Origin of the sequence: Sphingomonas parapaucimobilis NBRC 15100 (genome assembly GCF_000787715.1) — a bacterium.
In the GTDB taxonomy this organism is placed as follows: Bacteria; Pseudomonadota; Alphaproteobacteria; order Sphingomonadales; family Sphingomonadaceae; genus Sphingomonas; species Sphingomonas parapaucimobilis.
In genome coordinates this window covers 1-26,569 of record NZ_BBPI01000030.1, presented here as the reverse complement: position 1 = coordinate 26,569, position 26,569 = coordinate 1, and the positions used below count along the sequence as shown (strand labels likewise).

23 protein-coding genes are annotated in these 26,569 nt (G+C 65.7%); 19 read left to right on the top strand and 4 right to left on the bottom strand.

Features of this window, described 5'->3' with window-relative positions:
* Positions 1 to 110 precede the first annotated feature (110 nt).
* Genes SP5_RS18415 through SP5_RS05070 form a run of 4 tightly spaced genes read right to left on the bottom strand, consistent with a single transcriptional unit; the run spans position 111 to position 3,063 of the window.
* The gene (locus tag SP5_RS18415; protein ID WP_052811407.1) at positions 111 to 713 is read right to left on the bottom strand and encodes a GntR family transcriptional regulator; all 603 of its coding nucleotides are present in this window, start codon (positions 711 to 713) and stop codon (positions 111 to 113) included.
* A complete protein-coding gene (locus SP5_RS05080; protein WP_042485050.1) occupies positions 710 to 1,600 on the bottom strand; it encodes a phytanoyl-CoA dioxygenase family protein in 891 nt (296 codons plus the stop codon). Before SP5_RS05080 ends, SP5_RS18415 begins: the two co-directional genes overlap by 4 nt.
* Positions 1,597 to 2,205, bottom strand: a complete 609-nt coding sequence (locus SP5_RS05075; RefSeq protein ID WP_042485045.1) for an acyl-homoserine-lactone synthase — start codon at positions 2,203 to 2,205, stop codon at positions 1,597 to 1,599. The genes SP5_RS05080 and SP5_RS05075 overlap by 4 nt, the downstream gene beginning before the upstream one ends.
* A 54-nt stretch (positions 2,206 to 2,259) precedes the next feature.
* Positions 2,260 to 3,063: a LuxR family transcriptional regulator gene (locus SP5_RS05070; RefSeq protein WP_245613406.1), complete on the bottom strand. Its 804-nt coding sequence runs from the start codon at positions 3,061 to 3,063 to the stop codon at positions 2,260 to 2,262.
* 265 nt (positions 3,064 to 3,328) lie between these two features.
* Between SP5_RS05070 and SP5_RS19950 the strand changes: the two genes are divergently transcribed.
* The 19 genes from SP5_RS19950 to SP5_RS04980 all read left to right on the top strand — a co-directional run.
* On the top strand, positions 3,329 to 3,496 hold the full coding sequence (locus SP5_RS19950) for a transcriptional regulator domain-containing protein (RefSeq protein ID WP_439645602.1): 168 nt from the start codon (positions 3,329 to 3,331) through the stop codon (positions 3,494 to 3,496).
* A gap of 217 nt (positions 3,497 to 3,713) precedes the next feature.
* On the top strand, positions 3,714 to 4,061 hold the full coding sequence (locus SP5_RS19945) for a DNA -binding domain-containing protein (RefSeq protein ID WP_369386066.1): 348 nt from the start codon (positions 3,714 to 3,716) through the stop codon (positions 4,059 to 4,061).
* 55 nt (positions 4,062 to 4,116) lie between these two features.
* Positions 4,117 to 5,016 carry a HEPN domain-containing protein gene (locus SP5_RS05060; protein ID WP_042485039.1) on the top strand — a complete coding sequence of 300 codons (900 nt, stop codon included), beginning with the start codon at positions 4,117 to 4,119 and terminating at the stop codon, positions 5,014 to 5,016.
* A gap of 365 nt (positions 5,017 to 5,381) precedes the next feature.
* A complete protein-coding gene (locus SP5_RS05055; RefSeq protein ID WP_042485038.1) occupies positions 5,382 to 6,338 on the top strand; it encodes an ArdC family protein in 957 nt (318 codons plus the stop codon).
* A complete protein-coding gene (locus tag SP5_RS05050; protein WP_042485036.1) occupies positions 6,335 to 6,739 on the top strand; it encodes a DUF2958 domain-containing protein in 405 nt (134 codons plus the stop codon). The genes SP5_RS05055 and SP5_RS05050 overlap by 4 nt, the downstream gene beginning before the upstream one ends.
* A gap of 776 nt (positions 6,740 to 7,515) precedes the next feature.
* On the top strand, positions 7,516 to 7,815 hold the full coding sequence (locus SP5_RS05045; RefSeq protein WP_042485101.1) for a DUF736 domain-containing protein: 300 nt from the start codon (positions 7,516 to 7,518) through the stop codon (positions 7,813 to 7,815).
* 126 nt (positions 7,816 to 7,941) lie between these two features.
* Complete coding sequence (locus SP5_RS05040; RefSeq protein WP_042485033.1) at positions 7,942 to 8,172, top strand: helix-turn-helix domain-containing protein; 231 nt, start codon at positions 7,942 to 7,944, stop codon at positions 8,170 to 8,172.
* Complete coding sequence (locus tag SP5_RS05035; RefSeq protein ID WP_042485028.1) at positions 8,169 to 8,750, top strand: S26 family signal peptidase; 582 nt, start codon at positions 8,169 to 8,171, stop codon at positions 8,748 to 8,750. Before SP5_RS05040 ends, SP5_RS05035 begins: the two co-directional genes overlap by 4 nt.
* Complete coding sequence (locus tag SP5_RS05030; RefSeq protein ID WP_174435508.1) at positions 8,738 to 9,289, top strand: lytic transglycosylase domain-containing protein; 552 nt, start codon at positions 8,738 to 8,740, stop codon at positions 9,287 to 9,289. The genes SP5_RS05035 and SP5_RS05030 overlap by 13 nt, the downstream gene beginning before the upstream one ends.
* Positions 9,290 to 9,914: 625 nt before the next feature.
* Positions 9,915 to 11,879, top strand: coding sequence for a relaxase/mobilization nuclease RlxS (gene rlxS, locus SP5_RS05025; RefSeq protein ID WP_042485025.1), 1,965 nt, complete (start codon positions 9,915 to 9,917; stop codon positions 11,877 to 11,879).
* A gap of 132 nt (positions 11,880 to 12,011) precedes the next feature.
* Positions 12,012 to 12,935, top strand: coding sequence for a hypothetical protein (locus tag SP5_RS05020; RefSeq protein ID WP_157013581.1), 924 nt, complete (start codon positions 12,012 to 12,014; stop codon positions 12,933 to 12,935).
* The gene (dbpB, locus tag SP5_RS05015; protein WP_042485021.1) at positions 12,932 to 14,053 is read left to right on the top strand and encodes a DGQHR domain-containing protein DpdB; all 1,122 of its coding nucleotides are present in this window, start codon (positions 12,932 to 12,934) and stop codon (positions 14,051 to 14,053) included. The genes SP5_RS05020 and dbpB (SP5_RS05015) overlap by 4 nt, the downstream gene beginning before the upstream one ends.
* Positions 14,050 to 15,381 carry a tRNA-guanine transglycosylase DpdA gene (gene dpdA, locus SP5_RS05010; RefSeq protein ID WP_042485018.1) on the top strand — a complete coding sequence of 444 codons (1,332 nt, stop codon included), beginning with the start codon at positions 14,050 to 14,052 and terminating at the stop codon, positions 15,379 to 15,381. Before dbpB (SP5_RS05015) ends, dpdA begins: the two co-directional genes overlap by 4 nt.
* Positions 15,326 to 16,432, top strand: coding sequence for a DGQHR domain-containing protein DpdB (dbpB, locus tag SP5_RS05005; RefSeq protein WP_245613404.1), 1,107 nt, complete (start codon positions 15,326 to 15,328; stop codon positions 16,430 to 16,432). Before dpdA ends, dbpB (SP5_RS05005) begins: the two co-directional genes overlap by 56 nt.
* Positions 16,429 to 17,061, top strand: a complete 633-nt coding sequence (gene queE / locus SP5_RS05000; protein WP_042485012.1) for a 7-carboxy-7-deazaguanine synthase — start codon at positions 16,429 to 16,431, stop codon at positions 17,059 to 17,061. The genes dbpB (SP5_RS05005) and queE overlap by 4 nt, the downstream gene beginning before the upstream one ends.
* The gene (locus SP5_RS04995) at positions 17,061 to 17,435 is read left to right on the top strand and encodes a 6-pyruvoyl trahydropterin synthase family protein (protein WP_042485009.1); all 375 of its coding nucleotides are present in this window, start codon (positions 17,061 to 17,063) and stop codon (positions 17,433 to 17,435) included. Before queE ends, SP5_RS04995 begins: the two co-directional genes overlap by 1 nt.
* Positions 17,435 to 18,145: a 7-cyano-7-deazaguanine synthase QueC gene (gene queC / locus SP5_RS04990; protein ID WP_042485004.1), complete on the top strand. Its 711-nt coding sequence runs from the start codon at positions 17,435 to 17,437 to the stop codon at positions 18,143 to 18,145. The genes SP5_RS04995 and queC overlap by 1 nt, the downstream gene beginning before the upstream one ends.
* 126 nt (positions 18,146 to 18,271) lie before the next feature.
* The gene (locus SP5_RS04985) at positions 18,272 to 20,455 is read left to right on the top strand and encodes a PD-(D/E)XK nuclease family protein (protein WP_167334678.1); all 2,184 of its coding nucleotides are present in this window, start codon (positions 18,272 to 18,274) and stop codon (positions 20,453 to 20,455) included.
* The coding region (locus tag SP5_RS04980) for an AAA domain-containing protein (protein ID WP_042484997.1) at positions 20,452 to 26,569 on the top strand (6,118 nt) is incomplete at its 3' end. The genes SP5_RS04985 and SP5_RS04980, both read left to right, overlap by 4 nt.

The window sequence follows — 26,569 nt, the reverse complement described above, 5'->3', positions numbered from 1 at the left end:
CCGTCATCGGGCAGAATTCCGGCGAGAACGCTTCGGCCCCGCCTCCGCCGCCTCCTGCCGAAGAGAGCGCAGGCCTCAAAGGAACAGCGGCTATAGGACCGACCCTGCGCCTAATCGCGCAGGAGTGCGCGGACGATCTCGGGGGCAAGCCGCTGGCGACGCCGGTGATAGCGACGCCAGCCGATGCGCAGCGCGGCGACTTCGCCGCGCCCGGCCGCCGACGCGAGCCGCGCGAGTTCCTGGTCGGTATCGGCGATCAGGCTGCCCTCGACGAGGCGGACCGCATGCAGGCGGGCATTGATGTCGCGCATGGCCCGCAGATGCTCCTCGTTGCCCGACGCGCGGGCGAGCCGCTCGGCGAACGCGGCCGTCGCGCCCGCGATATCGCCGGCATGCTCCTGTTCGCGCGTGTCGACGGCAAGTCTGCCACCCGCCGATCGCAGGATGATCCCGATGACCTCCTCGTTCCAGCGATAGAGGTCGGCGAGCGCGGGAGCGTCGATCATCGGGACGTGGAAGCCACCGCCGGGACGGGCATCGACCAGCCCTGCGCCACATAGCTGGTTCAACGCCTCGCGCACCGGCGTCGCGCTCGTGGCAAGGCCATCCGCCAGTACGGCCGGGTCGAGCCGCGCGCCGGGTCGCAGGCCGCGCGTCAGGATCATTCGCCGGACCGCGTCATGGACTCGCTCGGTCGTCGCCCCGGCGTTCATCCGCCCGACCGTTGCCCGGCGACGTAGGCCGCAACCATCTCGGCCTGGTCGGGCCGGAGCGCGTCGACCGCGCCAATCGCCGCGTCGATGTCGTCGCCGAGCAGGATCGACGGGCATTGGCCCTCGTAATTGCCGAGATTGGGGCGATGCTGGCGATAGCCGACCAGCGCCGCCAGTTCGGGCGTGAAGCTCCGCGCCACCGCCGGTGGATAGGCAAGCCACTGGTTCTCATAGGGCTTCAGCCATCCCAGCGCATAGCCGACCACCACGCCCCGCCGTACTGCATCGCTCCGGTTTGGCCCCGCGCCGTGCAGCGTCGAACCGAGGAACAGGAGCGCCGAGCCGGGCGCCATCACCGCCGCGCACGGCGCCTCTTCGGGATCATGGCTCGCGGCGTACCCGCCATGGCTGCGCGGCCAAATCAGCGTTGCGCCATTGTCGGCCTCGAACGGCGTCAGCGGCCAGATCACGTTGACGAGATACTCGGTCGCGCCGGGCTCGACCCGCCACATGTCCTGGTCGCGGTGCGGCACCTGCTGCGGCGCGCCCGGATGGACGGCGATGGCCTGTGCGACATTGAGTTGGATCGTGTCGCACCATGGCGCGAGCAAACCCTCCACCACCTCGCGCACCAGCGGATGCATGACCAGCGCCTCGGCATGCTGCGATCGCGCCAACAGGCGGCCGAACCGCCTGGTCGTCTCGCCGTAGAAGCCGCCGCGGCCGAACGGCGTCGCTGCGAAAGCAGGTGCGAGATCCTCGTCCAGCCGGGCCAGCGTCTCGAACGGCAACAGGGCGGGGATGATGCAATAGCCATCGCGCAGCAGTTGCGTGCGCCAAGCCTCGGCATCCTTGTCGGGCCGCGCGGGGACCGCAAACCCGCTCATGCCGCGACCGCCACGGTCACTTCCGCCCCGATGATGCCGGTCGCGGCGAGCTTCGCGCGCGTGTCCGCCTCGATCGCGATCTCGAGTGCCATGACCTGTTCGCCGCCGATCGCCTTCGCGGGCCCGAGCGGGCGGGAGCGCCACCCAAAGGCCAGGATTTGCCGGGCCCAGCCGAGCCCGGCCATCGCGGTGTAGCGCGCGATGCCGTGGGTCAGGCCATGGTCGACGAGCGCGACTACCAGCGCGTCGCGTGCTGTTCGGCGGGCGCGGGCGTCCAGCGACCGGTCGAGGCAGAAGCGCGTGATCTCGAATATCGCCGGCCCCGTCGGCGGCGCATCGGCGCACAAGCCGGGAAAGAGTGTACCGAGTAGATGCGGGCGGGTCGTCGGCAGCAGCCGTGCCGAGGCACGATGCGCCCCCGCCGCATCGGTCACGACGAGATAGCGCGCGTCGCCATCGTCGAACTGGTCGACCTCGAACCGGCCGTCGACCACCGTCACCTCCCATCCGAGCAGGTCGACGAACACGGCCTTGCGGGCCGCGAACATGCGCCGGAGGACAGGATGCTCCAGCGGTCGTGGGACGTTGCGGATCAGCTGTATCATGGCGGCTCCCCTTGCTGTGCCGCCGCCATGATCAGGGGCAGGACTGCCGCTCGCCTATCCCGGAAAAGGGGGATGGCCGGGGCGAAGCACGTCGCGGAAGCTGATTGTCCCGTCGAACAGCGTCCGGATCACCAGCGATGTCCGCTTGCTCACCTCGTACCGCTCGCAGGCCTGCCGGACATGGCAGGTGATCGTTTCCTCGCTGATCCCAAGGATCCGGCTCGTCTCCCAGTCGGTCTTGCCCCGCGCGATCCACAGCACGCAGTCGCGCTGCCGATCGGTCAGGCTGGGCGAAGGCTCGGTTCGCGCGCCCCGCGCCATCCACAACCGCCGCGCCGCCTCGAAGGCGAACGCCCCGGCCAGCTGGGCAAGCGGCAGCGCCTCGGGCGCGATCGACTGGCCGGCGCAGCGCGCGAACGAGCACGAGCCATGCGCCTCGCCCGGGACGTTCGCGGGCACGGTGAAGCCATCGCCGATTCCCTGCTCGCGGCCCAATGCAAGCGTCCGGCGATCGGCGGCGGTCAGCGGGATCATCGCCGGTATGCGCGACCACTGGAAGCCGACGCTGGTCACATGGCTGGCTCTGTGGACCGGGTCCGAGACGCCCAGCCGGTTCGCCTCGTAATAGTCGACCCATTCCGGCGGATAGTCGTGCAGGAGGATCGCCTCGCCCTGTGCCGCGCGCAGGTCGACATGATGCGCCAGCGCGAAATGGTCGAAGCCGAGATGGCGGGTGATCCGCCTCATCGCGCCAGCCAGGTCGTCGGCGTCGCGCGCGGCGTCCACCAGGTCCATCAGCTCGAACGCCATCGCACGCATCTGCATCGCGCGGCACCCCGGCCCAGGGCGGCGTTTCAAGCCACCGGCGATCCCCCGGCCGTCCTTTTCTTCCCCCTTGCGCGCCTCTCCGGCTTCTCACCCCGGCCGCGCGGCTGCTGCCCGAGCAACGGAGGCTATCACAGCCATAACCCTGGCGAAACGAAATACCCGTCCGGAACGGCGTTGCCCCGCCACCAAGCGGACACCCCCGCTTGGCAACGGCGTGACTGAATGGCCGCATCCGATCGACTGGCGCGATCCCGCGCCCTACCGGCGGCTCGCCCGCACCGATCGCGCCGGCCTAATGTGGGAATGGCTGCGCCGCGACCCTGCCTATGTCGCCTGGTACACCCGGGCCAGCACCGCCACCCGCGGCGCGAAGTTGCCCGCCGGCGCGCTCCAGCGCTGGGGGTTGCACTTTCGCCGAGGATCCGGGGATCGGCGCGCCCGCCGCACGGATCCTGTGGCATGAAGCGCTCGATCCCGGCACGCTGTCCGTCACCGTCACGCCGGTCTCCGGTCCGGGTCCTGACGCGGTCGACCTCGACCGGCTCGCACCGTGGCTGACCGTCATCGAGGGCCGGGACGCGCGCGAGCATGCCGTCCTGTCCGACGGCTGGCGCCGCATCCGGGTCGATGTCGAGGCCGGCACGCTTCGGGCGGGCGGCACCGTCATCCTGGCGTACCGGTTGCGCGGGCTATGCTCCGCCGAGTCCCGGCTGCTGCCGCTCAGGCGGCTCGTCACCCTGTGCCGCGCCGGCCGCTTTGCCGCGACGCTCTATCCGCCCGATCGGCGCATGCCGCGCTGGATCGAATTCCTGCGGGTCGCCGACGCCCGGGCGAGCGGCGCCAGCTACCAGGACATCGCATGCACCCTGTTCGGCGAGGCCCGCACCCGGCGAGACTGGCATGCACCGGGCCGGTCGCTCCATTCGCAGGTCCGCCGGCTCGTCGCCGGTGCGCGTGCCATGGCCGCCGGGGGCTATCGCGACCTGCTGCGACGGCGCGAGCGCGGCACCAGTGCGCCGGACGCGTGACCCGACCGGGTGGACCGGTTTCCTTGCGGCGCCACTCCGGCTAGGTTGTCCCGCGATGCGAAGCGACCTCGAACACCTGCCGGACAAGAAGCGCCGCGATCTCGACCGGATCGTCGAAGTGCTGTTCGCCGAGTTCGAGCAGGCGACATCGCTGTCGACCCAGAAATGGCGGCGGCAAGGCCGCATCCTGAAAGTCATCCTCTACGGATCCTATGCGCGCGGCGACTGGGTCGATGATCCGGTCGGCGGCTACCAGTCGGACTATGACATCCTCGTCGTGGTCAGCGACGAGCGACTGACCGAGCCGGGCGAGTTCTGGGCCAAGGCCGACGACCAGTTCGTCCGCGAGGTGACGATCTCGAAGCGTATCTCGGCACCTGTCACCTTCATCGTCCACAGCCTGGCCGATGTGAACAACCAGCTGACCCAGGGCCGCCCCTTCTTCATCGACGCGATCAACCAGGGCATCGCGCTCTACGAGGTCGAGGACTATCCCTTCGTCACGCCCAAGCCGCTTGAGCCAAAAGCGGCGTTGGCAGAGGCGCGCAAGCACTTCGACCAGTGGTTTCCAGCAGGAGCGAAACGCCTGCACATTGCAAAGTTCGATATCGAGCAGGGCTATTTGAACGATGCGGCGTTCGATCTGCACCAAGCCACCGAACGCTTCTACCACTGCCTGTTGCTGACCCTGACTCTGTACAGCCCCAAGTCGCACAAGCTGAACTTCCTGCGCAGCCAGGCCGAGCCGCTCGTGCATGATCTCATTGCCGTCTGGCCGCGCGATACCAAGTTCGCGCAACGCTGCTTCGAGCTGCTCCGCCAGGCCTATGTCAACGCCCGCTATTCGCCCCACTACAAGGTGACGCGCGCCGGGCTCGAATGGCTCGCCGAGCGCGTGGCGCTGCTCCAGCAGCTGGTCAAGCACGCCTGCGAGGCACGGCTCGCCTCGGGCTGATCGCCTGATCTCCAGATAGAAAGAGGAACTGGCGCCCCGGGCGCTGGCGCACCCGGTCGTGCTCTCGCGGCACGCCGCCGAGCCGCAGCTGCGTCTCGGCCATTCGGCGTCGATCACTGGCGCAGGGGTGCGGTCGCCGCTGGCGCGGCGGTGTCGTGGGTCGGGGCCTCCCCGGTCAGCGGGAGTGGCCGGCGCGCCCTCCTAGGCCCGGCGCGGCCGGCGGCAACCCGCAATCCTTGCGGGTGCTCCAGTGCCTTTCGCCCTTCGGTGCCGCCGCCCACTCGAACCGGGCCTTCCGGTCGCTCGTCGCCGCCCACCCCCCGCTGTCCGGGGAGCCATGCTGGGCGGGGAAAGGAGATTGGATCATGCACAGGAACACCAAGGAACGTCGTGTTTCGGGAGAGCACGGGAAGGCGCGCGCGGATCGCGCATCGCTTTACGACGAGGTGACGGGGCGGATCATCGTCGACTTGGAGGCGGGGCAATTGCCCTGGGTCCAGCCATGGGGAACCGACGGATCGAGTGTCGGTCCCGGCCTGCCGCGCAATGCGCTGACCGGCCGGCCCTATTCGGGGATCAATATCCTGATCCTGTGGGGCGAGGTCATCGCCAGGGGCTATCCATCGCAGGGCTGGCTGACCTTCCGGCAGGCGTTGGCGGCCGGTGGCTATGTCCGCAAGGGCGAGGTCGGCACGACCGTCGTCTATGCCGATCGCTTCATACCCGAGGCGGAGAAGGAACGCGCACTTGCCGAGGGCGGCGACGCCCGCGCAGTGCCGTTACTCAAGCGCTTCACCGTCTTCAACGCCGCGCAATGCGAGGGGCTGCCCGCCGATCTCGCCGCGGATCCGGCGCCCTTGCCCGAGCGCGAGGTCGTGCCGGTCGCAGAGGAGGTCATCGCGGCCTCCGGCGTCGCGTTCCGGGTCGGTGGCGACAAGGCCTATTATGCGCCGTCGCAGGATGTCGTCGTCGTGCCGCCGCAACCGGCCTTCTTCGACCAGGTCAATTACTACCGGACCTGCCTACATGAACTGACCCATGCCACCGGTCATCCCGCGCGCCTGGGTCGTGACCTGTCCCGCGCCTTCGGGACACCCGGCTATGCCCGCGAGGAACTGGTCGCCGAGATGGGCTCCGCCTTCCTCTGCGCCGCGCTCGGCATCGTGCCGACCGTCCGCCATGCCGACTATATCGCCGCGTGGCTCGCCGTCCTGCGCGAGGACAACCGTGCCATCTTCCGTGCGGCCGGGGCTGCGTCGCGCGCCGCCGACTGGCTGCTCGCCCGGCATGCCGAGGCGCAAGCCCGGGGGGTGGCGGCATGACCCTGCTGACCCCCGACCTGCGCTTCGCCCTGCGCACCAACGACCTGGCCCGCCGCGCCGCCGCGCGTGCCGGCCAGGCCGAGCCGGATCCCATGCCGGTGGTGAAGCTGTTCAACCCGTTGGGTGCCGGAACATGGCTGGCCACCGAGCTCTGGGAGGATGGCGACACGCTGTTCGGCCTCGCCGACCTCGGCTTCGGCTGTCCCGAACTCGGCGCCTTCTCGCTGCGCGAACTCGCCTCGCTTCGCTTGCCCTATGGGCTCGGCATCGAGCGCGACATCGGCTTCGAAGACCTCGCCCCGCTCTCGGTCTGGGCGGCGACCGCGCGAAGCGCCGGGTCGATCATCTGGGCGGAGGTTCTGTTGCGGCGCAAGCCGCCCACCGAACCGGAGGGCGGATAACGCGGGCGAAGGGGAGCCGGTCGCCGTCGCACCGGCTCCCTGTTACGGCGCGAAAGCGCGTGGCATGGTCGCACCGGGTTATTCCCGGAAAAATTCGCGCGTCGCCGCCCCGCTGCGGGGGCGGCGACGCGCAGTCGAAAATGAAGGAATCGCCCGTGGTCGCGATGCCCTCCATCGACGGAGAGACCGTTTATCGACGCGGAGGAAGAAGTGCTGCCTTGCGAGCGGCAATGGTGACGCGCGCGGCAAACATGGCAACGGCGGATGGTGGCACGGGGGCAACCCGCGCCATTCCCCGGCGCTGACGTGACAACAACTGATCCCCTTCGCCGGCCCGGACAGCGCTGAACGAACGGATTGCGGCCCATGCGGGTCGATCGAGATGGTAGGCGGTCGCTCTGCTCGTGACCTTTGTCCTGCCATCGTCCAGCCGTTGAACCGGTGTCGACGAGAGGGGTGGACAAGCCTCGCGATCGGTCTCTCGGCGGCCCGGTCAAGGGCTTGGATCACGCCCATGGGGAACTGGCCGACTGGCGAGTCCGGCGTCGATCATCACGACGCTGCCGACCTGTTTGGTGTCTGATCCTTGCTCGCAAACGCCGCCCTCGGACGGCCTCTCCGACGGCGGGTCTGGCAGGCCCGCTCCTGTTCCCGCGCAACGGCTGCGCCGTCCTCCACGTCCGTTTCGGCCTCCGGTGCGCGTCGTCGCGCGCCTGCCGGTCGACCGCCTGTCGAGGCCGCAAGAGGGCGGCGCTCGCGAGCAAGGAGACAGTGACATGGCACAGATCGGCAGCTTCGTCCGCGACGATAACGGCGTCTTCGCGGGCACCATCCGCACCCTGATGCTCAACACCAAGGCGACGATCCGCCCCTGCGAACGCGACAACGACCGAGCGCCCGACCACCGCATTTACGCTGGCGCGATCGAGATCGGCGCGGCCTGGACCAAGGCCGCACGCGAGAGCGGCACCGAGTATCTCAGCCTCAAGATCGACGATCCCTCGCTGCCCGCACCCATCTACGCACAGCTGGTGCGGGGCGACGGTGCGGAGTGGAAGCTCATCTGGTCCCGCTGACCGGCCCAGGGGGTGTCGAAGACCGCCCGTGCGGTTTCCGACACTCCCGCCGCGAGGCCCAATTCCGCAGTCCTGGGGTCCCAGGCGGCCGATCCCCGGCCGCCGATTTGCAGGGACACTGGAAGCATGGAGTTCGACGACGAGATCACCCGAGCGAACCGCGCCAGGCGTGGTTCGCCCTTCCTCAACACCGACCAGGCCGCCGCCTATCTCAAGCTGTCGAGCCGGCAGTTGAAGCGCCTGCGCCGCGCCGGCAAGGGGCCGGTCTATCGCCGCCACAGCCGCTTCGTCCAATATCATATCGACGATCTCGACGGCTGGAGCCGCGACCATGCCGGGCGGGATTTCGAACGATGAGCGCGGGTCGAACCGGCATCGGCGGCACACCGCTGCTCGACTGGGGCGATACGCTGCGCGCCGCCAAGACAAGGCATCGGCGGCGCGTCCGGCGGATCGGTATCGGCGCAGTCGGGATCGCCGTCCTGCTGTCGACCGTCGCGCTGCCGCCCGCGCCCCGCCTCGTCTGGAACGCGAGCGCCAGCGCGCCGATCGGCCTCTATGCGGTTGCCCCAGGCATCGCGGCACAGCCCGGCGACATGGTGGTCGCCCGGCTGCCCGAGCCCTATCGGCGGCTCGCTGCCACGCGCCGCTACTTGCCGCTGAACGTGCCGCTGGTGAAGCGGGTCGCGGCTGCGCCCGGCGACGACGTCTGCGCGCTGGGGCCTCTGATCTTCGTCAACGGGCGGCCGGTCGCCAAGCGCTTGGACGTCGATCGCGCGGGGCGTCCGTTGCCGCATTGGTCGGGGTGCCGCCGACTGCGCGGAGACCAGCGCTTCCTTCTGATGGACGCGCCCGCATCGTTCGACGGACGCTATTTCGGGGTGACCGAGGGCGTCGATATTATCGGCAAGGCGCGGCTGCTATGGGCGCGGTGAGGCTCTGGATCGCGGCCGCGTCGGCCTTCCACGCCGGGCCGGTGCAGGCGGAAACTGTCGCCGACTGGCGTCCCTATATCGTCGAGGCCTCGAGCCGTTTCGGCGTGCCGACCTCGTGGATCGAGCGCGTCATGCAGGCCGAGAGTGGTGGGCGCACAATGCTCGACCAGCGTCCGATCCGCTCCTCGGCGGGTGCCATGGGCCTGATGCAGTTGATGCCCGGCACATGGGCCGACATGCGCGCCCGGCTCGGCCTCGGCGACAATCCCGACGACCCGCGCGACAACATCCTCGCCGGCACGCTCTACCTGCGGCTGATGTACGATCGGTTCGGCTATCCCGGCCTGTTCGCCGCCTATAATGCCGGCCCGGGGCGCTATGCCGACTATCTCGCGGGGCACGCTCGCCTGCCGGCCGAGACGGCGGCCTATCTCGCCAGGGTCGCGCCGCCGCCGTCCGGCCGGGTTGCGGTGCCGACGCGTAGCGCCATCGCTGTTCGCGGTGCGCAGGAATGTGCGCCCGGTCGATCCGGGGATTGAAAAATTGACTGTCGAATCGTCGATTTTTGTCGCGCTGTCGAAGGCGGATTGAGCGCGATGAGTCTCCCGTATTCGCTCCGCGGCGGGCTATTGCGCCGCCATCGTCATAGCTGCTCGACTACCCTTACGACGCAGTTCCCGATGACGAGGACGACCACGCTGAAGGTCGTCAAGAACATGATCGAGGGCGCGGGTGCGGCGTCGGATCGCGAGACGGACGCATCAAGCGCCTGGGTGGAATGGCCGTCCGGACGCGGTGCCGGCGCGACTTTGGCGCACTGGTTTCTGGCGGCCGGGGAAGTAGCATTCCGCTGGAATACACGCGGCAAGAAACGCCGGCCCAGGCGCTTGATACCACGCTCGAGGCGCACGCATCGCGAGCTTTCTTGCCGGGATAGGCGGCAGCAACTCGGCGTCGGCTCTGCCACATTTTCGAGCCTGGGGGATGCGGAGGAAGGGAGGAAGAGTAAACAAGATAAAGGCAGTGTCTCGCGACCCTGCGTAAGTGATTGTCTGCACATCCTTTTCTCGGGAGATGGCAGCCTGCGGCTGCGAGACAGTTCTGCAAGGAACGGCGAAAATCCGTCATTTCCGCCCGGAATCCGCGAGACTTCGGAGCATTTCGATGCCTGACGACGATTTCAAGCCGAAGTTGGGCAGGAGCCGGAGCAGGGACGGCAAGCACGCGACGACATATGGCGGGCGCATCCTCGCTGCGGCGCGGCTCGCCGGCAACAAGACCGGCGTGAAGGCGCGACGCTTTGATGGCAGCCGGATCGGGCGCGGCGCGAGCGTCGGCCGGCTGCTTTCGAGCCGCGATCGATTTACAGGCATGCGCGCGCGCCGGGCAGTGGTGAAGGCGAGTCTGATCCGGCTTCGCGGGAAAGGCGGCCAGGCCGCCCGCGCGCACATGCGCTACATCCAGCGCGATGGCGTCACGCGCGAGGGGTTGCCGGGCGAGCTCTATGGTCCGGAGACCGACCGCGCCGACGGCGACGATTTCCTCAGGCGCACCGCCGGCGACCGGCATCAGTTCCGCTTCATCGTGTCGGCCGAGGACGGCGCCGAATATCCCGACCTCAAGCCCTATGTCCGCCGCCTGATGACGCAGGTCGAGCAGGACCTCGGCACGAAGCTCGAATGGGTCGCGGTCGACCACTTCAACACCGAGCGCCCGCACACCCACATCGTGCTGCGCGGTGTCGATGATCGAGGCGAGAACCTCATCATCGCGCGCGAGTATATCTCTCGTGGCCTGCGCGAGCGCGCATCCGAACTGGTGACGCTCGATCTGGGGCCGCGCACCGATCGCGAGATCGAGGATCGCCTCCGCCGCGATGTCGACCAGGAGCGGCTGACCGCGATCGACCGGCGACTGCTGCGGCGGATGTCTCCCGATCGCACGGTGTCGCCGGCGGACAATGACCCCTTCCAGCAGTCGATCGCGGCGGGGCGGTTGCGCAAGCTCAAGGCGATGAACCTGGCCGAGGATCTGGGTGTTGGCCGTTACCGGCTGGCGGAAGGGCTTGAGGACACGCTGCGCCGCATGGGCGAGCGCGGCGACATCATCCGGCTCATGCAGCGCGAGCTGACCGCCCGCCGGCTCGATCGCGCCGGGGTCGAGCAGGTGGTCACCACGGAGTTGCGCGAACCCCTCGTTGGACGGGTGATCCACCGCGGCTTTTCTGACGAGCATCGCGACCGCCACTACATGATGGTCGATGGTGTCGATGGCCGAGTTCATTATGTCGATATCGGCCGGGGCGGTGCGACCCCGTCGGTGCAAGAGGGCGCGACGGTCCGGCTCGAAGCGACCAAGGCCGAGGCGACGACCGCCGACCGGACGGTTGATGAAGTCGCCCACGCCAATGGCGGTCGCTATTCGGTCGACCTGCATCTGCGCCACGATCCCCAGGCCAGCGAGGGCTATGCCACGAGCCATATCCGACGGCTGGAAGCGATGCGACGGGCGGGCGCCGGCCCGGAGCGGCAGGCGGACGGCAGCTGGACCATCCCGAGCGACCATCTCGCCCGCGCGGAAGACTTCGCCCAGCGGCAGCAGCGCGACCGTCCGATCGCACTGTCGATTCTCTCTTCGCGGCAAGTCGATGATTTGGTCGCGATCGAGGCTCCGACTTGGCTCGATCGCGAGCTCGCCTCGGGCGCACCCGGTGCAGCGCGCGATGCCGGATTCGGACGCGAGATTCGTAGCGCACTGGCAGCACGCCGACAGTGGCTGATCGAGCAGCAACTCGCCGACGGCGACGGGCAAAGTTTTCGGCTACGCGCCACTGCTCTGGAGAACCTACGGCAACGCGAACTGGAGAGCGCGAGCGGCCGGCTTTCCGAGCAGCTCGACAAGCATTTTGAGCCCGCCCGCATCGGCGAACGCGTTGAGGGCGTGATCGCCCGCCGCATCGATCTCGAAGGTGGTAGCTACGCGCTGGTCGAACGGTCGCGGGATTTCACGCTGGTACCGTGGCGCGATGCGCTCGAACGCAACATTGGCAAGGCCGCGTCCGGCATCATGCGGGCGGACGCCATCAGTTGGCAGTTCGGTCGGCGTCGATCCGGCCCCACAGTCAGCTGAGCGCAGCCGAGGCGGTTGCGACAGCTAATTGCGCCACCGCTGCGCAAACATTTCGACATTAACTGTGGCCACAGGTACTGACTTAGGGTAGGAATAACTGCGCCAAAAAGGAGCGAGCGGGGGTAGTAAATTGTGGCAGTTGTGATCACCACTTGTACGAATCGCAAACGCAAACCCGTCGCCGATGGCCTCCACGCGTCCTCTCTTCCTAAGGGTAATCTGCGCGACGTCGCAGGTGACTGGTGTGCACGGATTGGGGCTACCGAAGCGCGCTACCCTGCCACCGACCTTTACGGCGGCCGGGGCTTTCAGGAAGCAAACGTCGTTGCGGGAAGGCTCGGCGCGCCCCTATTGATCGTGTCGGCCGGGCTTGGGCTGGTCCGGTCCGAGACTGCCGTTCCGTCCTATGCGTGCACCGTGATTGCGGCGGCCAACGACAGCATCGCGGAACGCCTTACCGACGGCAGTTCCCTCGCCGATTGGTGGCGGGCGATCAGCGCCGGTTCGCCAGCTTCTTGCCGGGTTGAGACGGCTTTCGACGCCAGCGATGGGTTAGTGTTGGCCGCTCTTTCGGACGCCTATGTCGATCTGATCGCCGCCGAGGTGGAGGCCTTGCCTGCGTCGGCGCGGCAGCGTCTGCGCCTTTTCACGCGCGCGCCGCTGCACCGGATTTCCGACCGATTGCGGCCCTTCGTCATGCCCTATGACGACCGTCTAGACGGTCCCGACAGTCCGGTTCGCGGTACGCGAAGCGATTTTGCGGGCCGCGCTCTGCGCCATTTCGCGGATTATATCCTTACTCAGCCAGATGATCGGGATGCCGCCGGGCATGCCGCTGCCGTCGCGGCCGCGATCGCGGATTGGTCGCTTCCCGAGCGGCATGAGCGGGTGCGGCACGATGACCCGACGCTTCGCACACTGATTGCCGAACATTGGGAGGCACTGGGGGGGAGTACTTCCAAGCTGCTCCCCTTCTTCCGCCGTGAACTCAACATCGCGTGCGAGCAGGGCCGCTTCGCGTCGCTTGTCCGCGAAGTGCGGAGTGCCCGGGCGTGAGCCGCCGCGAGTATCTCTCGATCAAGGCCATCCGGGCCGAACAGGGTGCCAAGACCAGCGTCTACGCATTCTTCCTCGAAGGGTCGGACATTACGCGCATAGCAGACATCAGTCGCCTGCGGCGGGACGACAAGGAGTTGAAAGGTTTTCAGCGCGGAGAGATCCGCGCGCACGTCAACGCGATCACCGAATTTTTGGACAGCGGACCGGTCCTGTTTCCCAATGCGATCATACTGGCGCTCTCGCCAGAGGTCGAGTTCACCCTATCGCGGGGACCCAAGCCTGCCACCCTGTGCACGGTCAGCGAGGGTGGAACGCTCAAGATCCCGATATATCCGGAAGGTCGACGTGCTGCCTGGATCGTCGATGGCCAGCAACGGTCGCTCGCGCTCGCCCAAACTCGCGCGCGTTCGATCGCGGTGCCGGTGATCGGCTTCGTGTCCAACGATCTCGAAACGCAGCGCGAGCAGTTCATCCTGGTTAACAAGGCAAAGCCGTTGCCCACCCGGTTGATCAACGAACTGCTGCCCGAGGTCAGCGTCCTCTTGCCTCGCGACCTTCTCGCCCGCCAGCTTCCGAGCGCCTTGTGCGAGGCGCTCAATACCGATCCTTCCTCGCCTTTTCATGGCCTGATCCGGAGAGAATCCGACGACAAGAGCAAGGCAGGGATCGTCACCGACAACGCCCTGATCGAAACCATGAAGGCCAGCCTCAAGTCGCCGATGGGCGCGCTGGGGCAATATCGCCGCAACGGCGACGGCAACGACACCGAGGCCATGTTCGAAACGCTGCTGATCTTCTGGTCGGCGGTTCGCGACACTTTCCCTGAGGCTTGGGGGAAGCCCCCGACCGAAAGCCGTCTCATGCACAGCGCCGGCATCCGGGCCATGGGATCGCTGATGGATCCGATCATCTTGCGAGCGGACTCCAGTTCGGACCGCGCAGCAACGGTCCGCACGGTCCTGAAGCGCCTGGCGCCGCATTGCCGCTGGACAGGAGGCAATTGGGAGGATCTGGGGCTCGCCTGGAACGCGATCCAGTCGACCTCTCAGCACATCTCGAAGCTCAGCGACCATCTCCTCCATCTTGAGCGCGACCTCGCAAAGGCCGCGCCATGAAGTTCATCTTCGCCGACAGCCTTGATTATGTGGACCCAGCGTTCGACTTCCTTGCCGATCGGAGCGCGGCCGAGCGACAGCCCTATTGGGATGACGCCTATCCGCACGAGATTATGGGCTATGCGCCCTATGACGGCGTGCTCGTGTCCCGGGGGATCGTCGGCGATCACCGCGTGAAGGGCAAATATACCGGCAGCCAGGCGCGGCGTTTCGGGCTGGTTGGCGCGCGCAAGTTCCTTCGGCTGGACAAGCCGCAATTCGCGCATCTCGACATCTTCGGCGATTGCGGAGCCTTCACCTACGTGAGCGAAGAGAAGCCGCCCTATTCGGCCGCAGAGATGGTCGAATTCTACGACGAGTGCGGATTCACCCATGGCTGCTCGGTCGACCACATCATTTTCGACTTCGATGCGCGGCTGGCGGGCCTTAGCGGCGGCTCTGCCGACGCGAAGTCCCGCTTCGATATCACTCTCGAGAATGCCGACGCGTTCCGGCGCGAGGCGCTGGCGATCGATGCCGGCTTCACGCCTCTCGGCGTGGTCCAAGGCTGGTCCCCCGGCAGCATGGCAGAGGCCGCCCGGCGGCTTGTCGCCATGGGTTACGATTACCTCGCCTTGGGTGGCATGGTCCCGCTCAAATCGCCCGAGATCAAGCTCTGCCTCGAGGCACTCCGCGACGCCGTGCCTTGGTCGACAAGGATTCACATCCTCGGGTTCGCCAAGGCCGACGATATCGACAGCTTTCACAGCTATGACATCGCCAGCTTCGATACGACCTCGCCGCTCATCCGCGCCTTCAAGGACGCGAAGCAGAATTACTATCTGCCCGGCGAAGGGCTGGGTCTTCGCTATTACACCTCAATCCGGGTGCCGCAGGCGATCGAAAATCCAAAGCTCCAGCGTGCCGTCCGGCGTGGAACCTTTCGCGCGGAGGAGCTGGTCCGGTTGGAGGCGGCGGCGCTGGACTCACTGCGCGCTTATGACCGGGGCGGAGCGGGTCTCGAGGACACCCTCCACAATGTGCTCGTCTACAGCGCGGCATTTGTCGAGGAAAAGCCCTACGCCGATTGCTCGGACAGCCCGGCGCTTCTGAAGCTCGCCGACCGCTATCGGACCACGCTCAAGGAAAAGCCCTGGAAGCAATGCGGCTGCGCGATCTGCACTGCCGCATCCGTCGATGTGATCATTTTTCGTGGAAGCAATCGCAACAAGCGGCGCGGGATCCACAACCTCGCCGTCTATCAAGACCATATTGAACGACTGGATATCAAACGTGCCGTCAAACGATCCCATCCGCTACCTTTCGATCTGTGCGCAGCAGAGCGATGAGCATGTCGTGCTCAGCTTCGCCGCCAAAGCCGCAGATGTCCTGCGTTTCGCCTCGATCGAGCGCATCGGGCGCGACGCACAGGGAGAACTATCGGGCTTCCAGCGTCCGCAGGTCGCAGCCCATATCCGGGAAATTCGCGATTATCTCGAGAAGCCGAACGCGGTTCTGCCCAATCCAATCGTTGTCGCCTTCACCGACAATGTCACCGTCGAGCCAAATGGCGACGGCTCGGCGATGCTGACGATCGATCTCGAGGATGGCCCCCCAGGGCTCGTCGTGGACGGTCAGCAGCGCCTCACCGCCCTCGGCGAGGTCGATCGGAATTTCCAGGTCTTCGTCTCGGCTCTCATCTGCCGCAACGATGCCGAGTTGCGGCGTCAGTTCGTGCTGATCAACAACACGCGCCCACTTCCCAAGTCGCTGATCTACGAGCTTCTCCCGACCGTTGATGATCTGCCGCCGCGTCTCAGCCGACGCTCGAAGGCTGCTGAGATCACGGCACGCCTCAATTTCGAGAACACCTCGCTGAAGGGCTATATCAAGCAGCACACCTGCCCTGAGGGCATCATCGCCGACACCGTGATGCAGAAGATCATCATGGAGTCGCTTTCGAACGGCATCATGCGAGAGATGATCAGGACACCGCGCGGCAAGGATCGTTGCGTGCGGCTGGTTTCGGAATTCTTCGACGGGTTGAAGCAGACCTTCCCGGAAGCCTGGCATGGCCAGAAGCCGGCTACCTCCCGGCTTCTCCATGGCGCGGGCATTCAGGCGGTGGGCGACGTCATGGAGGTGCTTGCGCAGCGCGCCGATGCCCGAACCGCACAGGAATTCCGGGCCGGCATGGAATGCCTTAAGGGCAAGGTGGCCTGGATCGAGGGCACATGGGATTTCGGCGACGAGGTCCGCCGCTGGAATGCGCTCCAGAACGTCAATCGCGATATCGCACTGCTGAAGCACTATCTGGTCGGCATCGTGAAAGCTGACCTGCGCTCCAAGCGCAGGGCAGCCCCGGCACCGCTGCTCGAGCAAGCTGGGGGCGCCAGATGAGCTACGCGGTCAAGGAGATCTTCAAGACCCTCCAGGGAGAAGGCGCGCACAGTGGCCGCGCGGCCGTTTTCTGTCGCTTTGCCGGCTGTAATCTCTGGTCGGGGCGCGAAACCGACCGTGCCACCTCAGTCTGCACCTTCTGCGATACCGATTTCGTCGGTCTCAATGGAACGGGCGGCGGTCGGTTCGCTGATGCCGATGCGCTGGCCGACGCCATCGCCGCTGAATGGGGCACCGGGCTGGCGGGTCGCTATGCCGTGCTCACCGGCGGCGAGCCTCTCCTCCAGGTCGATCAGGCGCTGATCGACGCGCTCCACGCCCATGGTTTCGAGATCGGCGTCGAGACCAACGGGACGCAGCCCGCTCCAGCAGGGCTCGACTGGATCTGCGTCAGCCCCAAGGCGGGCGCTCCCCTTGTCCTTGAGACAGGCAACGAACTCAAGCTCGTCTATCCTCAGGCTGATGCTCGGCCGGAGCGCTTCGAGCACCTTTCCTTTGACCATTTCTTTCTGCAGCCAATGGATGCCCCAGCAGCGGACGACAACCTGGCTGCCGCAATCGCTTATTGTACCCAAAACCCGCGCTGGCGCCTGTCCCTCCAGTCACACAAGATGATCGGAATTCGCTGATGTTCGAACTCAGCAAGCAGTTTCGTTTTGATGCGGCCCACACGCTCGAGCGGGTCATCGATACCGAGTCCAGCCGGCGGATCCACGGTCACAGCTACCGCGCCGAAGTTACCGTGCGCGGCAGGCCTGATCCAGTGACGGGCATGATCGTCGATCTGGGCATCCTTGAGCGCGAGATGGAAGATGCACGCGATGCGCTCGACCACCGTTTCCTCGATGAGATCAATGACCTTGGGCCGGCAACGATGGAGAATCTTTGCCGCTGGATCTGGGATCGTCTCAGGCCAACCATCTCGAACCTGTCGCGCGTGAGCGTCCATCGCGACAGCAGCGGCGAGACTTGTTCCTATTGGGGCGAGGAGGTCGCCGCGTGATGACGGACGAACGCGCCCTCGTGCTTTTCTCGGGCGGCCAGGACTCCGCCACCTGTCTTGCCTGGGCGCTCGAGACGTTCGGCTGGGTGGAAACGCTTGGCTTCGATTATGGTCAGCGCCACAGGGTCGAGCTTGAATGCCGCGAGGCCTTTCGACAGGGCGTGATCACCAGCAATGACGCATGGGGCGCACGCCTCGGCCCCGACCATATGCTCGATCTTTCCATCCTCGGGCAGGTAAGCGAAACGGCCCTGACACGAGATGCCGAGATCGCTTTGCGAACGGACGGGCTCCCCAACACCTTCGTTCCGGGCCGTAACCTGATCTTCTTCACGCTTGCAGCGGCCTTGGCGTCACGGCGCGAACTGCGTCATCTAGTCGGTGGCATGTGCGAGACCGACTTCTCCGGCTATCCGGATTGCCGCGACGACACGCTAAAGTCGCTCCAGGTGACCCTCAACCTCGGAATGGGCACTCGATCCGTCCTGCATACGCCGCTCATGTGGCTCGACAAGGCGCAGACCTGGGCCATGGCCGAGCGACTTGGCGGTGATCCGCTGGTCACGCTGATCCGGACGTCGACGCACACTTGCTATCTCGGCGTTCACGATCGGCTGCATGATTGGGGATATGGCTGCGGCACCTGCCCTTCATGCGAATTGCGGATTAAAGGATGGGAAGGGTTCGACGCATCGCGCCACAACGCGTGACTCGATAACAGAGCAGATCAAGACGCCGAGGGGCCGGCGTGGGGGAGAATGATGGCGTCGGGTCTGAGTGCGTCCACCGTCAAATCGTGGTTCCAATATCGCTGCGAACGCAAAACGCGGTACGATATGATGTCCCGCGTGGAGCGCGACAGCGCCACCATTGTCAAGGAAGAGAGCGGCGCAGCCTGGGCACTCGAAGGAAACAAGTTCGAGGAGCGTGTGCTCGCCAGGCTGCACGAAAATGAGCCTTTGCTTAGGCCTGGTCCGAACGAAGACCGGCTCGGCCAGGCCGAGACGATCGCCTTTCTCCGCGGCCAGACCAAGCAAAAGGCCGCCACCCAACTGGGCCTCGAACAAGGACCGTCGTTCCGCGCGGCGCTTGGCCTGCCCGACCATCTCCAGATCAATCGATCCTACACCGACATCGTGTTTCGGGAGACGACGCCCGACGGCACCCTCTTTCGGATCGTCGACATCAAGGCGACACGCAGTTCTACGCCCTTCCACAAGGCCCAGGTCGCATTCTACGCGCTGCTGCTGCGGGGCATGCTCGCCGACCTCGGGATCGACGCAAGTGTCGATGCGACCGGCGCCGTTTGGCACATCCGGGCAGGAACCCGCGTGGCGGAGGGACTTGTCGAGCCGGCGACCTTCCCGCTCAAACCCTATCTGAGATTGGTCGAGGAGTTCTTGAAGCGCGATGCGCCGCGCATCGCGAAGCGGAAGGTCCTCGCCAATTTCGATGAGACGTTCTTCCACATCTACTTCAAGTGTGAGCAGTGCGATTATCTCGCCCATTGCCGGAAAGCGATCGAGCACCCAGACCCCGCTGACAATGACGTGTCCGCGGTTCCCGGAGTTTCGCACGAGGGCAAGCTCGCGCTGCAAGCGCGCGGCCTGAAGACGGCGGGGCTGCTAGCAGGATCGGCAGGGATCGGCGCGACTGGGCCGACGAGTTGGTCCTTGCAACGCCGGAGCGATACCATCATCGCCCGCGCGGGCGCGATCACGGCGAATGAGGTGCGCCGCCTCCCGGACGTGATGAGCTATTTGATGCCACCGCGCATCGACCGTGCCTTCTACCTTCTCGCCGATCATGACGCGGTCGAAGATAATCTCGTCACAATCGCCTTTATGCGCCGCGGCGGAACGCCTCGATCGGTCATCCGCGTCATCGACAAGAGCAGCCCGGACACGGAGCGGCAGGCACTGCTCGACGTGTTCACCGCGCTCATCGCCGATCTCGGCGAAGTCGACGCCCACAATGCAGCGGCTGATCCTGATCAGCAACTCCAGGCCCACATCTTCATCTATGAACCGGCCGAAGCGCGCGCGATCCAGGCGGCGATCGGTCGTCACCTCGACGATCCTCAGATCCGAACCGGATTGCTTCACGCCGTTCGGTTGTTTCCGCCGGAGGATGTCGTACCCGAGCCCGAGTTCAAGGGGGCGCACCACCTTCCGGCCACGGCGATCCGATCCGTCATCGAGCAGCTTTACGCCTTGCCGACGATGGTGTCCTACGACCTCCGGCAGGTCTCCGAGGCACTTCACGCAGCCGGGCAGATCGATGCTGCTTATGCGCCGGTCGGCACCTTTCGACGGGACTTCTCGTCATTGCTCGCGATGGAGGCCATTCGTTCGCTTCGCGAAGGCCTGCGCGATGGCGTCACCGTCGCCCAAGTGGAAGCGGATGTCAGGGCAAGGCTGGAGACCGCGGCCCGGCTCGTCGAGTGGCTGACCAGCCAGAACGCTACGGCGCAGCCACCCTTCTTGCGCCTCGAGAAGCAGCCCTTCCGCTTCCAGTCCACCCTCAACCCACTGAACGCCGGCGATCTTGATCTTCTGTATGCTTACGAGTTGCTGGACTCACGCAGCGCCTTGCTGGAAACGCTTGTCCGCCTGGCGCAACCGGCAAGGGTGCGCCAGCAGCGCGGAGAGTGCCTCGCTGGTCTGACGCTCGAGAGCCAAGGAAGGCATTCCAATGGACGCCGCTGGCTTCGCTTCTCGATCCCCCCGGAAAGCCGCGATGCCGAAATCTCGCCGGACGACATCGATCTGATCCTCACCGACGACAATCCCGATCTGCGCCTCAATCCTGCAAACTGGCGCCCACTGGAGATCCGCTTCAACTATGGGGACCATGGGTCGCTCTTCGTGAACATGTCGGCGCGCCAATATGATTCAGCGATCATGGCCAGCCTTCGCCGACAGACCGGACCGAAGGGATGGTGCATCGACAAGACCCACCGGGATATCAATGGTCCCCGGGTCCAGAACTTCCTCCTGCAACTCGGAGGACAGCCATGAGCGCTCCCGAAATCTTGCGCTTCCTGCGCGATCCGCTCGATTTCGCGGGTGATCCGGTCGATGCAGACATTTGGGAGACCGGCCTGCGCGACGTTGCACAGCCCCTCACCGAAGCCGCAAACATACCATTGCGCCGGGCGCAGATCGATGCGTGGCATGGACTTGCCGACGCTCGCGCCGGCCTGATCCTCGGCCCCCCAGGCACGGGCAAGACTCACGCCCTCGCCTGGATGGCCGCGGGTTATCTTGAAGCGCGGCGGCGCGCCGGCTTACCGTGCCGGATCCTCGTCTCCGCCTTCACGCGCAACGCCATCATCAATCTCATCGAGGCCATCGCTGAGCGGTGCCAGCAACTGGACGTGCCGCCCCGAATTGCCTTCGTTGGTCGCGAGCCATCCAGCCCGCTCGGGCCGGGCGTCGAGCATCTCGACGTCGATGACACCGCCGATCTTCTCACCGAAGACTATGCCGTCGCTGGGATGACGGTTTGGGGCCTCAATCGGCTCATCGATGCGCAGGGCGGATTTACCGGCGCCTTCTTCCACCTGACCTGCGTCGATGAAGCGTCGCAGATGGTGTTAAGCCATGGCCTGATGGCGATCGCCGGCATGGCCGAAAATGGCCGCATCCTGGTTGCCGGCGACAACAAGCAGCTTCCCCCGATCCGGGTCGAACATGATCATGATGTCGATGGCCGCCGACTCGGATCTTCGCTCTACGCCTTTCTCCAGGCTGCCGGAGTTCCCGAGTTCCCGTTCGACGAAACGTTCCGGCTGAACGAACCGCTCACGCGCTTTCCCCGCGATCGCTTCTACGAGAATCGCTACCAGAGCGTCGTCCCGGAGCGGCGGCTCCCCCTGATCGAAGGCTGGGAACAGGGGCTCGATGATTGGGAGCGCGTGGCGCTCGATCCTGAGTATCCGATCTGCGTTCTGATCCATGACGGTCCGCCAACCGGATCATCCAACCCGTTCGAAGCGACGGTCGCGGCCAGACTCGGGCGCCTGTTGTTCCGCCGGCTGCCGCCGACCAAGGATGGCGCGGACGATAGCGAGAAATGGCAGCATCGCCTCGCGATTGTCAGCCCACATCGCGCGCAGAACGCGCTGATCCGCAACATGCTTGCCCAAGGGCCGGAAGGCGCGGGCGCAGTCGTTGAGACCGTCGACCGCATCCAGGGCCGCGAGCGCGATGCAATGGTCGTGAGCTACACCGTCGCCGACCCCGAGTTCGCACTGGCCGAAGCGGAGTTCATCTTCAGTCCAGAGCGTCTCAATGTCACCGTGACACGCGCACGCGGCAAGCTCATCTTGATCATTTCGCGGCGATTGCTCGAGGCCGTGCCGTCCGACGAGGAGTTGGTCGACAAGGCTGAGACCCTGCGCGAATTCATCTTTCGCGCCAAATATGCAGACAGCATCAAGCTGTCCGCGCCCGATCACGGCCAGGTCAACGTCGATGTCTGCGTCCTTCCATTCAGCGACGAGGCGCCGCTGCCGCAGATCGCCGCGGCCGCGCGGCCAGTGCGGGACGACCTTGCTGACCTCACGCCCGGGCACCTGCGGATCCTTGAAGAAGTCCGCAAGATGGCCGGGGTCAACAAGTGGGGCACTGTTCCCGACTACACGCTCGCCCGGGCAATGCGCAGTGACGCCAAGAAGATCTTTCCTGATCTGCGGCTCCTGCAGCGACACGGCCACATCGCACTGGAGCGCGTTCCCGGCACGCCGCCCTTTTGGAGCATTAAGCCGCTCACTAACCAGCGTGCGCTCTATTCGCTCGACGCGGACGAGTTGGTCGACCGCGTCGAGGAAGCGATCATGCTCGCCGGGACCGGCCGGCGAGGCGCCCTGTATGCTCGGGTTCGCGACGCTTTCGACTGGCTAGGTGCAGACGGCGAAGACCAGTTCAAGCCGGTGCTTGATGGTCTGGAGGCGGACAAGATCGTCCAATATGAGATGGTCAACAACCGGCTCTATGTCTCACGGGTTCACGCCGAGCCGGCGGACGCCCGCGACCTGGCCGAGCCCCTCGGAGAAGATCTTCAGCCGGCAGACTATATCCTCCTCAATCACCTCGAGGACCACGAGGCCCGACGGATCAATTTCGGCGTCTTCGAAGAGTGGCACGCGCCGATGGATCTCGCGCGTGGGCTTGGCGCCAACCTCTCCGAGGTCGCGGAGTCGCTTCGCCTCCTGAGCCTCCACGGGCACATTCTCATTGCGGAAGAAGGGCGTGTTCGCAGCCGAATGGCGGAAATGGCGCGCGCCGTCCGCTATTCGAAGCAGCGCTTCCGCAAAGACGATGCCGGGGATCGGCCGTATCTCGTCCGCGGCCTCAAGGTTGAACTGCGCAATCGAGAAAAGCCGGCCTATGACAGTCCGCTCCGTGATGCCGTTGCCGCCGTTGAAGCGAAGCATGGAGAAGGCAGCGAGCCTGCGGAAGCGTTCCGAATGGTGGCCGAGATGCTCCGGCGTGCTTGGAACGCACCGTCACCGAACCTTGCCGGCTTCCAGGATCGGGCGTTCACCGCGATATTCGACGCCTGGGTCGGGCCTGGCGACGAACGCTTCGTAATCGCGGCCGAGACAGGCTCGGGGAAGACCGAGGCAGCCTGTCTGCCCATCATCGCTGGCGCGACACTAGACCGGCTTCGCTCCATCGGCGGCACGCGGGCGATCCTCGTTTATCCGCGCGTCAGGCTCGCCGCCAACCAAGCTCAGCGGCTCGCCCGCTATTTGGCGGCTCTCGGCAAAGTCGATGGGGCACCCAGGCTCACATTAGGTTTGCAAAACGGTGCCGTTCCGGAAAGTTGGCAATACGCGGACCCGGAAACGTGGGAACCGACTGGCCGCACCGGCGAATATCAATTTCCCTTCTTCATGTGCCCCGAGCCCGCCTGCGGCGCTCCGCTCGCCATCGCCGCTGGGACAAACGGTGCGCCTGACACGCTCCACTGCAAGGGATGCGGCTGGGAGTTCGATGGCTGGATCGGGACCAAGCAAGCCCTGCGAGCGACACCGCCGACCTTGTTCCTGCCCACGACCGAGTCACTTCATCAGTGGCTAAACGATAGCCGCTATGGCGCCCTCTTTGGCGATGTCGGGGCGGGACCGCGCTGCATCCTCGCCGACGAGATCCACCTCTACACGCATATTCAAGGCGCGCAGATCGGTTATGGCCTGCGCCGTCTCCTTGGCCGATGCGCATTGAACGGCGATGCGCCAATCGCAGTCGGCATGAGCGCGACGCTGGGGCGGCCCGCTCATGTGTGGCATCAGCTCGTCGGCGGCTCGGAGCCCCTGCTGATCGAACCGCTTCCTGCCGAACGAAAGCCAAATCCCAAGGGGCGGGAATATTTCTACTTCGTCCAACCCGAGGTTGAATCGCGCAATCGTGACGTCGCGGGCGCATCGACAACGATCCAGTCCGCCATGGCGCTCGCGCACAACATGCATCGCCGGCATGGCAGCGAGGGCGGGTTCCGCGGCATCGTCTTTGTCGACTCGATCGACAAGCTGAAGCGGCTCCATGGCAATTACATGGATGCCGAAGAAGGTCAGAGCCTCGCCAGCCTCCGCACCAGAATCTACCCGGACCACCCCGCGACCGGACTTCCACGGCGCGCCTGCTGCGGTGATCCGCTCGGATGCGACCTGTTCCGTGATGGCGAGTGCTGGACGTTCGCGGCCACCGACAAGAGGCAATGGACGGCGCGTGGCCCATACATCCCGGGCAATCCGCTCAGCGTCGCCCGCTTTCCCGTCTACTCGGGGAGTAGCGCCCGCATCGAAACAGAAATCCAGCGGAGCGATCTGGTTTTTTCGACCGCGTCGCTCGAGGTCGGGTATGACGATCCCGACATGGCGTTCGTCTACCAGCATTATGCTCCCTCGAACCTCGCCAGCTTCGTTCAGCGCAAAGGCCGGGGCGGTCGCGGCAATGATGATCGTCCGGTCACGGGCATCACGCTTTCGATCTACTCTGCTCGGGACTCCTGGTACTATCGCCGCCCAACCGCACTCCTGGACAGCCGCGGTTTCGAAGTTCCCTTGAACCTCTCGAACCCGATCGTGGCGCGCGGCCAACTGGCAACGCTGCTCCTGGATCTGATCGCACGGCGGGAGACCTTGCGCCTGCCTGCAATTGGGAGTGGAGGCCAGCCTTCGAGCGAGATCGTTTCGGAGTTCGGCGACGCCTGTTCACGCCTGGTCGATGACGATCCCTTTGCTCGGCTAGGCTATGCGAATGCCGAGGCGTTCATCCGAGACATCACGTCCAAATTCGGCACCTTTCCCGCCGATGAGCATGCGAGGAGCAGACGTGCCCGGATCGAGTGGGTGCCACGGACCCTGTTCGGGGCTGCAGACCTGCCGAGTGTGGACATCCGCGTCCCTACTCATGGCGGCGAGCCGATCATCAAGAGCGAGGATATCGCGCTGGGCCTTGGCGCGGCGGCGCCGGGCAATGCGACACGTCGGTGGGGCAGCATTGAGGTTCATTGGCGGGCGCCCAAGCTTGGCCGCGCGCCCTATCTCAACGCCCAGGAAGAGGCTTCGGCCGAACAGATCGACCTCGGCAGCGCGGCTGAACTCCTAGCCAACTTGCCCATCGACGCGCGCGAAGATCTCGGGGATGCTCCAATCTCGCCGACGATCCTGCGGCCCACAACCTTGGGCACCGACCTTATCGGCCTGGTTCGCGGTGGCGGCTGGACGCCGCTGGTCGAGTGGGATGCCCAGAACTGGGTTGCCAAGCCGATCCCGGACAATGTCGATCCGGCGGCGGCGCTCGACATGCGCAGCACGGGTTCGCTCCGCGGCTTTCCAACCCTGCGATTCGACAGGGACGGCACGCCTGCCGATGTTGGCCAATTGCGGCCGATCCTTTCCGGGTTCGAAACCTATGTGGGCAGCGCGACCAACGGCCCCGGCCTCCACCTGTCGCGCTTCTATTGGGGAGCGGACGCTGAAGTCAGGATTGTCGAACAGGCCGACCCGATCGGAGTCTCCCAGACCTTCACGGACGCGGCCGGCGAGACATCGCAGTTCATAGGCTATACGATGGAGAGCGAAGGTGTCCGCTTCGCCCTTCGCTCAGACCGCATCGATGCGTTTCTCGATGCGGAAATGGCCAGGCTTGCGGGCGATTCCGCCGACCAGCGATGGCATCGCAATCAGATGCTGCGCTACATCGTGCAGCGGCGGGCTCGAAACGCCGGGATCAATGGCTACGAAGCCAGACGCGTCGCCGAACTGGTGGTTACTGCGGCCGATAGTCCCACCTTGCGCGGCGACCTCGCGAAGCTGCTCAAGATGTGGAGCGACACGGCGCTTAGCAACCTCTTCAAGCGCACTTACCATGAAGCTCTCTCGAGCCATCCGCTGCTGAGCGAGCGCCGGATCGACCGACTCATAGGCACGCTAGCCGGCACCCGCTTCAACGAATTGCTCCGCCATGTCATGGAAGCGCAGAAATCCGACGACCATCTTCGTGCATTTCTGCGCAGCCAGTTGGTCCACAGTTTGGCCGTGCGCCTTCGCCAAAGCCTTGTGCTGCACGGCCGCGGCGAAGAGCGGCGCGTGGTCGCGCATGTGAAGCTACCGGTGCAGTTCGGCAGCCGCTCGGAGGACGTGATCACGATCGCCGAGAATGGCGTCGGCGGTGACGGCACGACCAGGACGTTCATCGAGCAGGCACATGGAGCGTTTGGCGAATTCATGAGCGGCTTCGCCGACACTTGCCCCAATGCCGCTGAAGACCAGTTGGTCGAAGCGGCCCATCAGGCCTGCGCGCACCATGAGCATTGGCGCGCGCTTGACCCCCGCCGCCCCGATACGCTGGATGCGATCGGCGGCGATCTCGGGATCGACTTTCATGCCGCGGGTGCGCCGTCGCCCCAGCAACTCCTCCGCCTGCTCTACGCCAACGAGGCGATCGGTGGCCAACAAGTCGCCCTGTATGACATCTGGCAAGAGGTGAGGGCGGCCAAGGAGGCGCTGAGATCTGCCATCGGACGGGAGCCCGACGGATGGGAGATCGTCAGCGCGGCCTCCAAAGGTGCTCTCGACGGTCTCTTTCCCACGCTGGCGACGATGCTGAGCGCGTATTCAC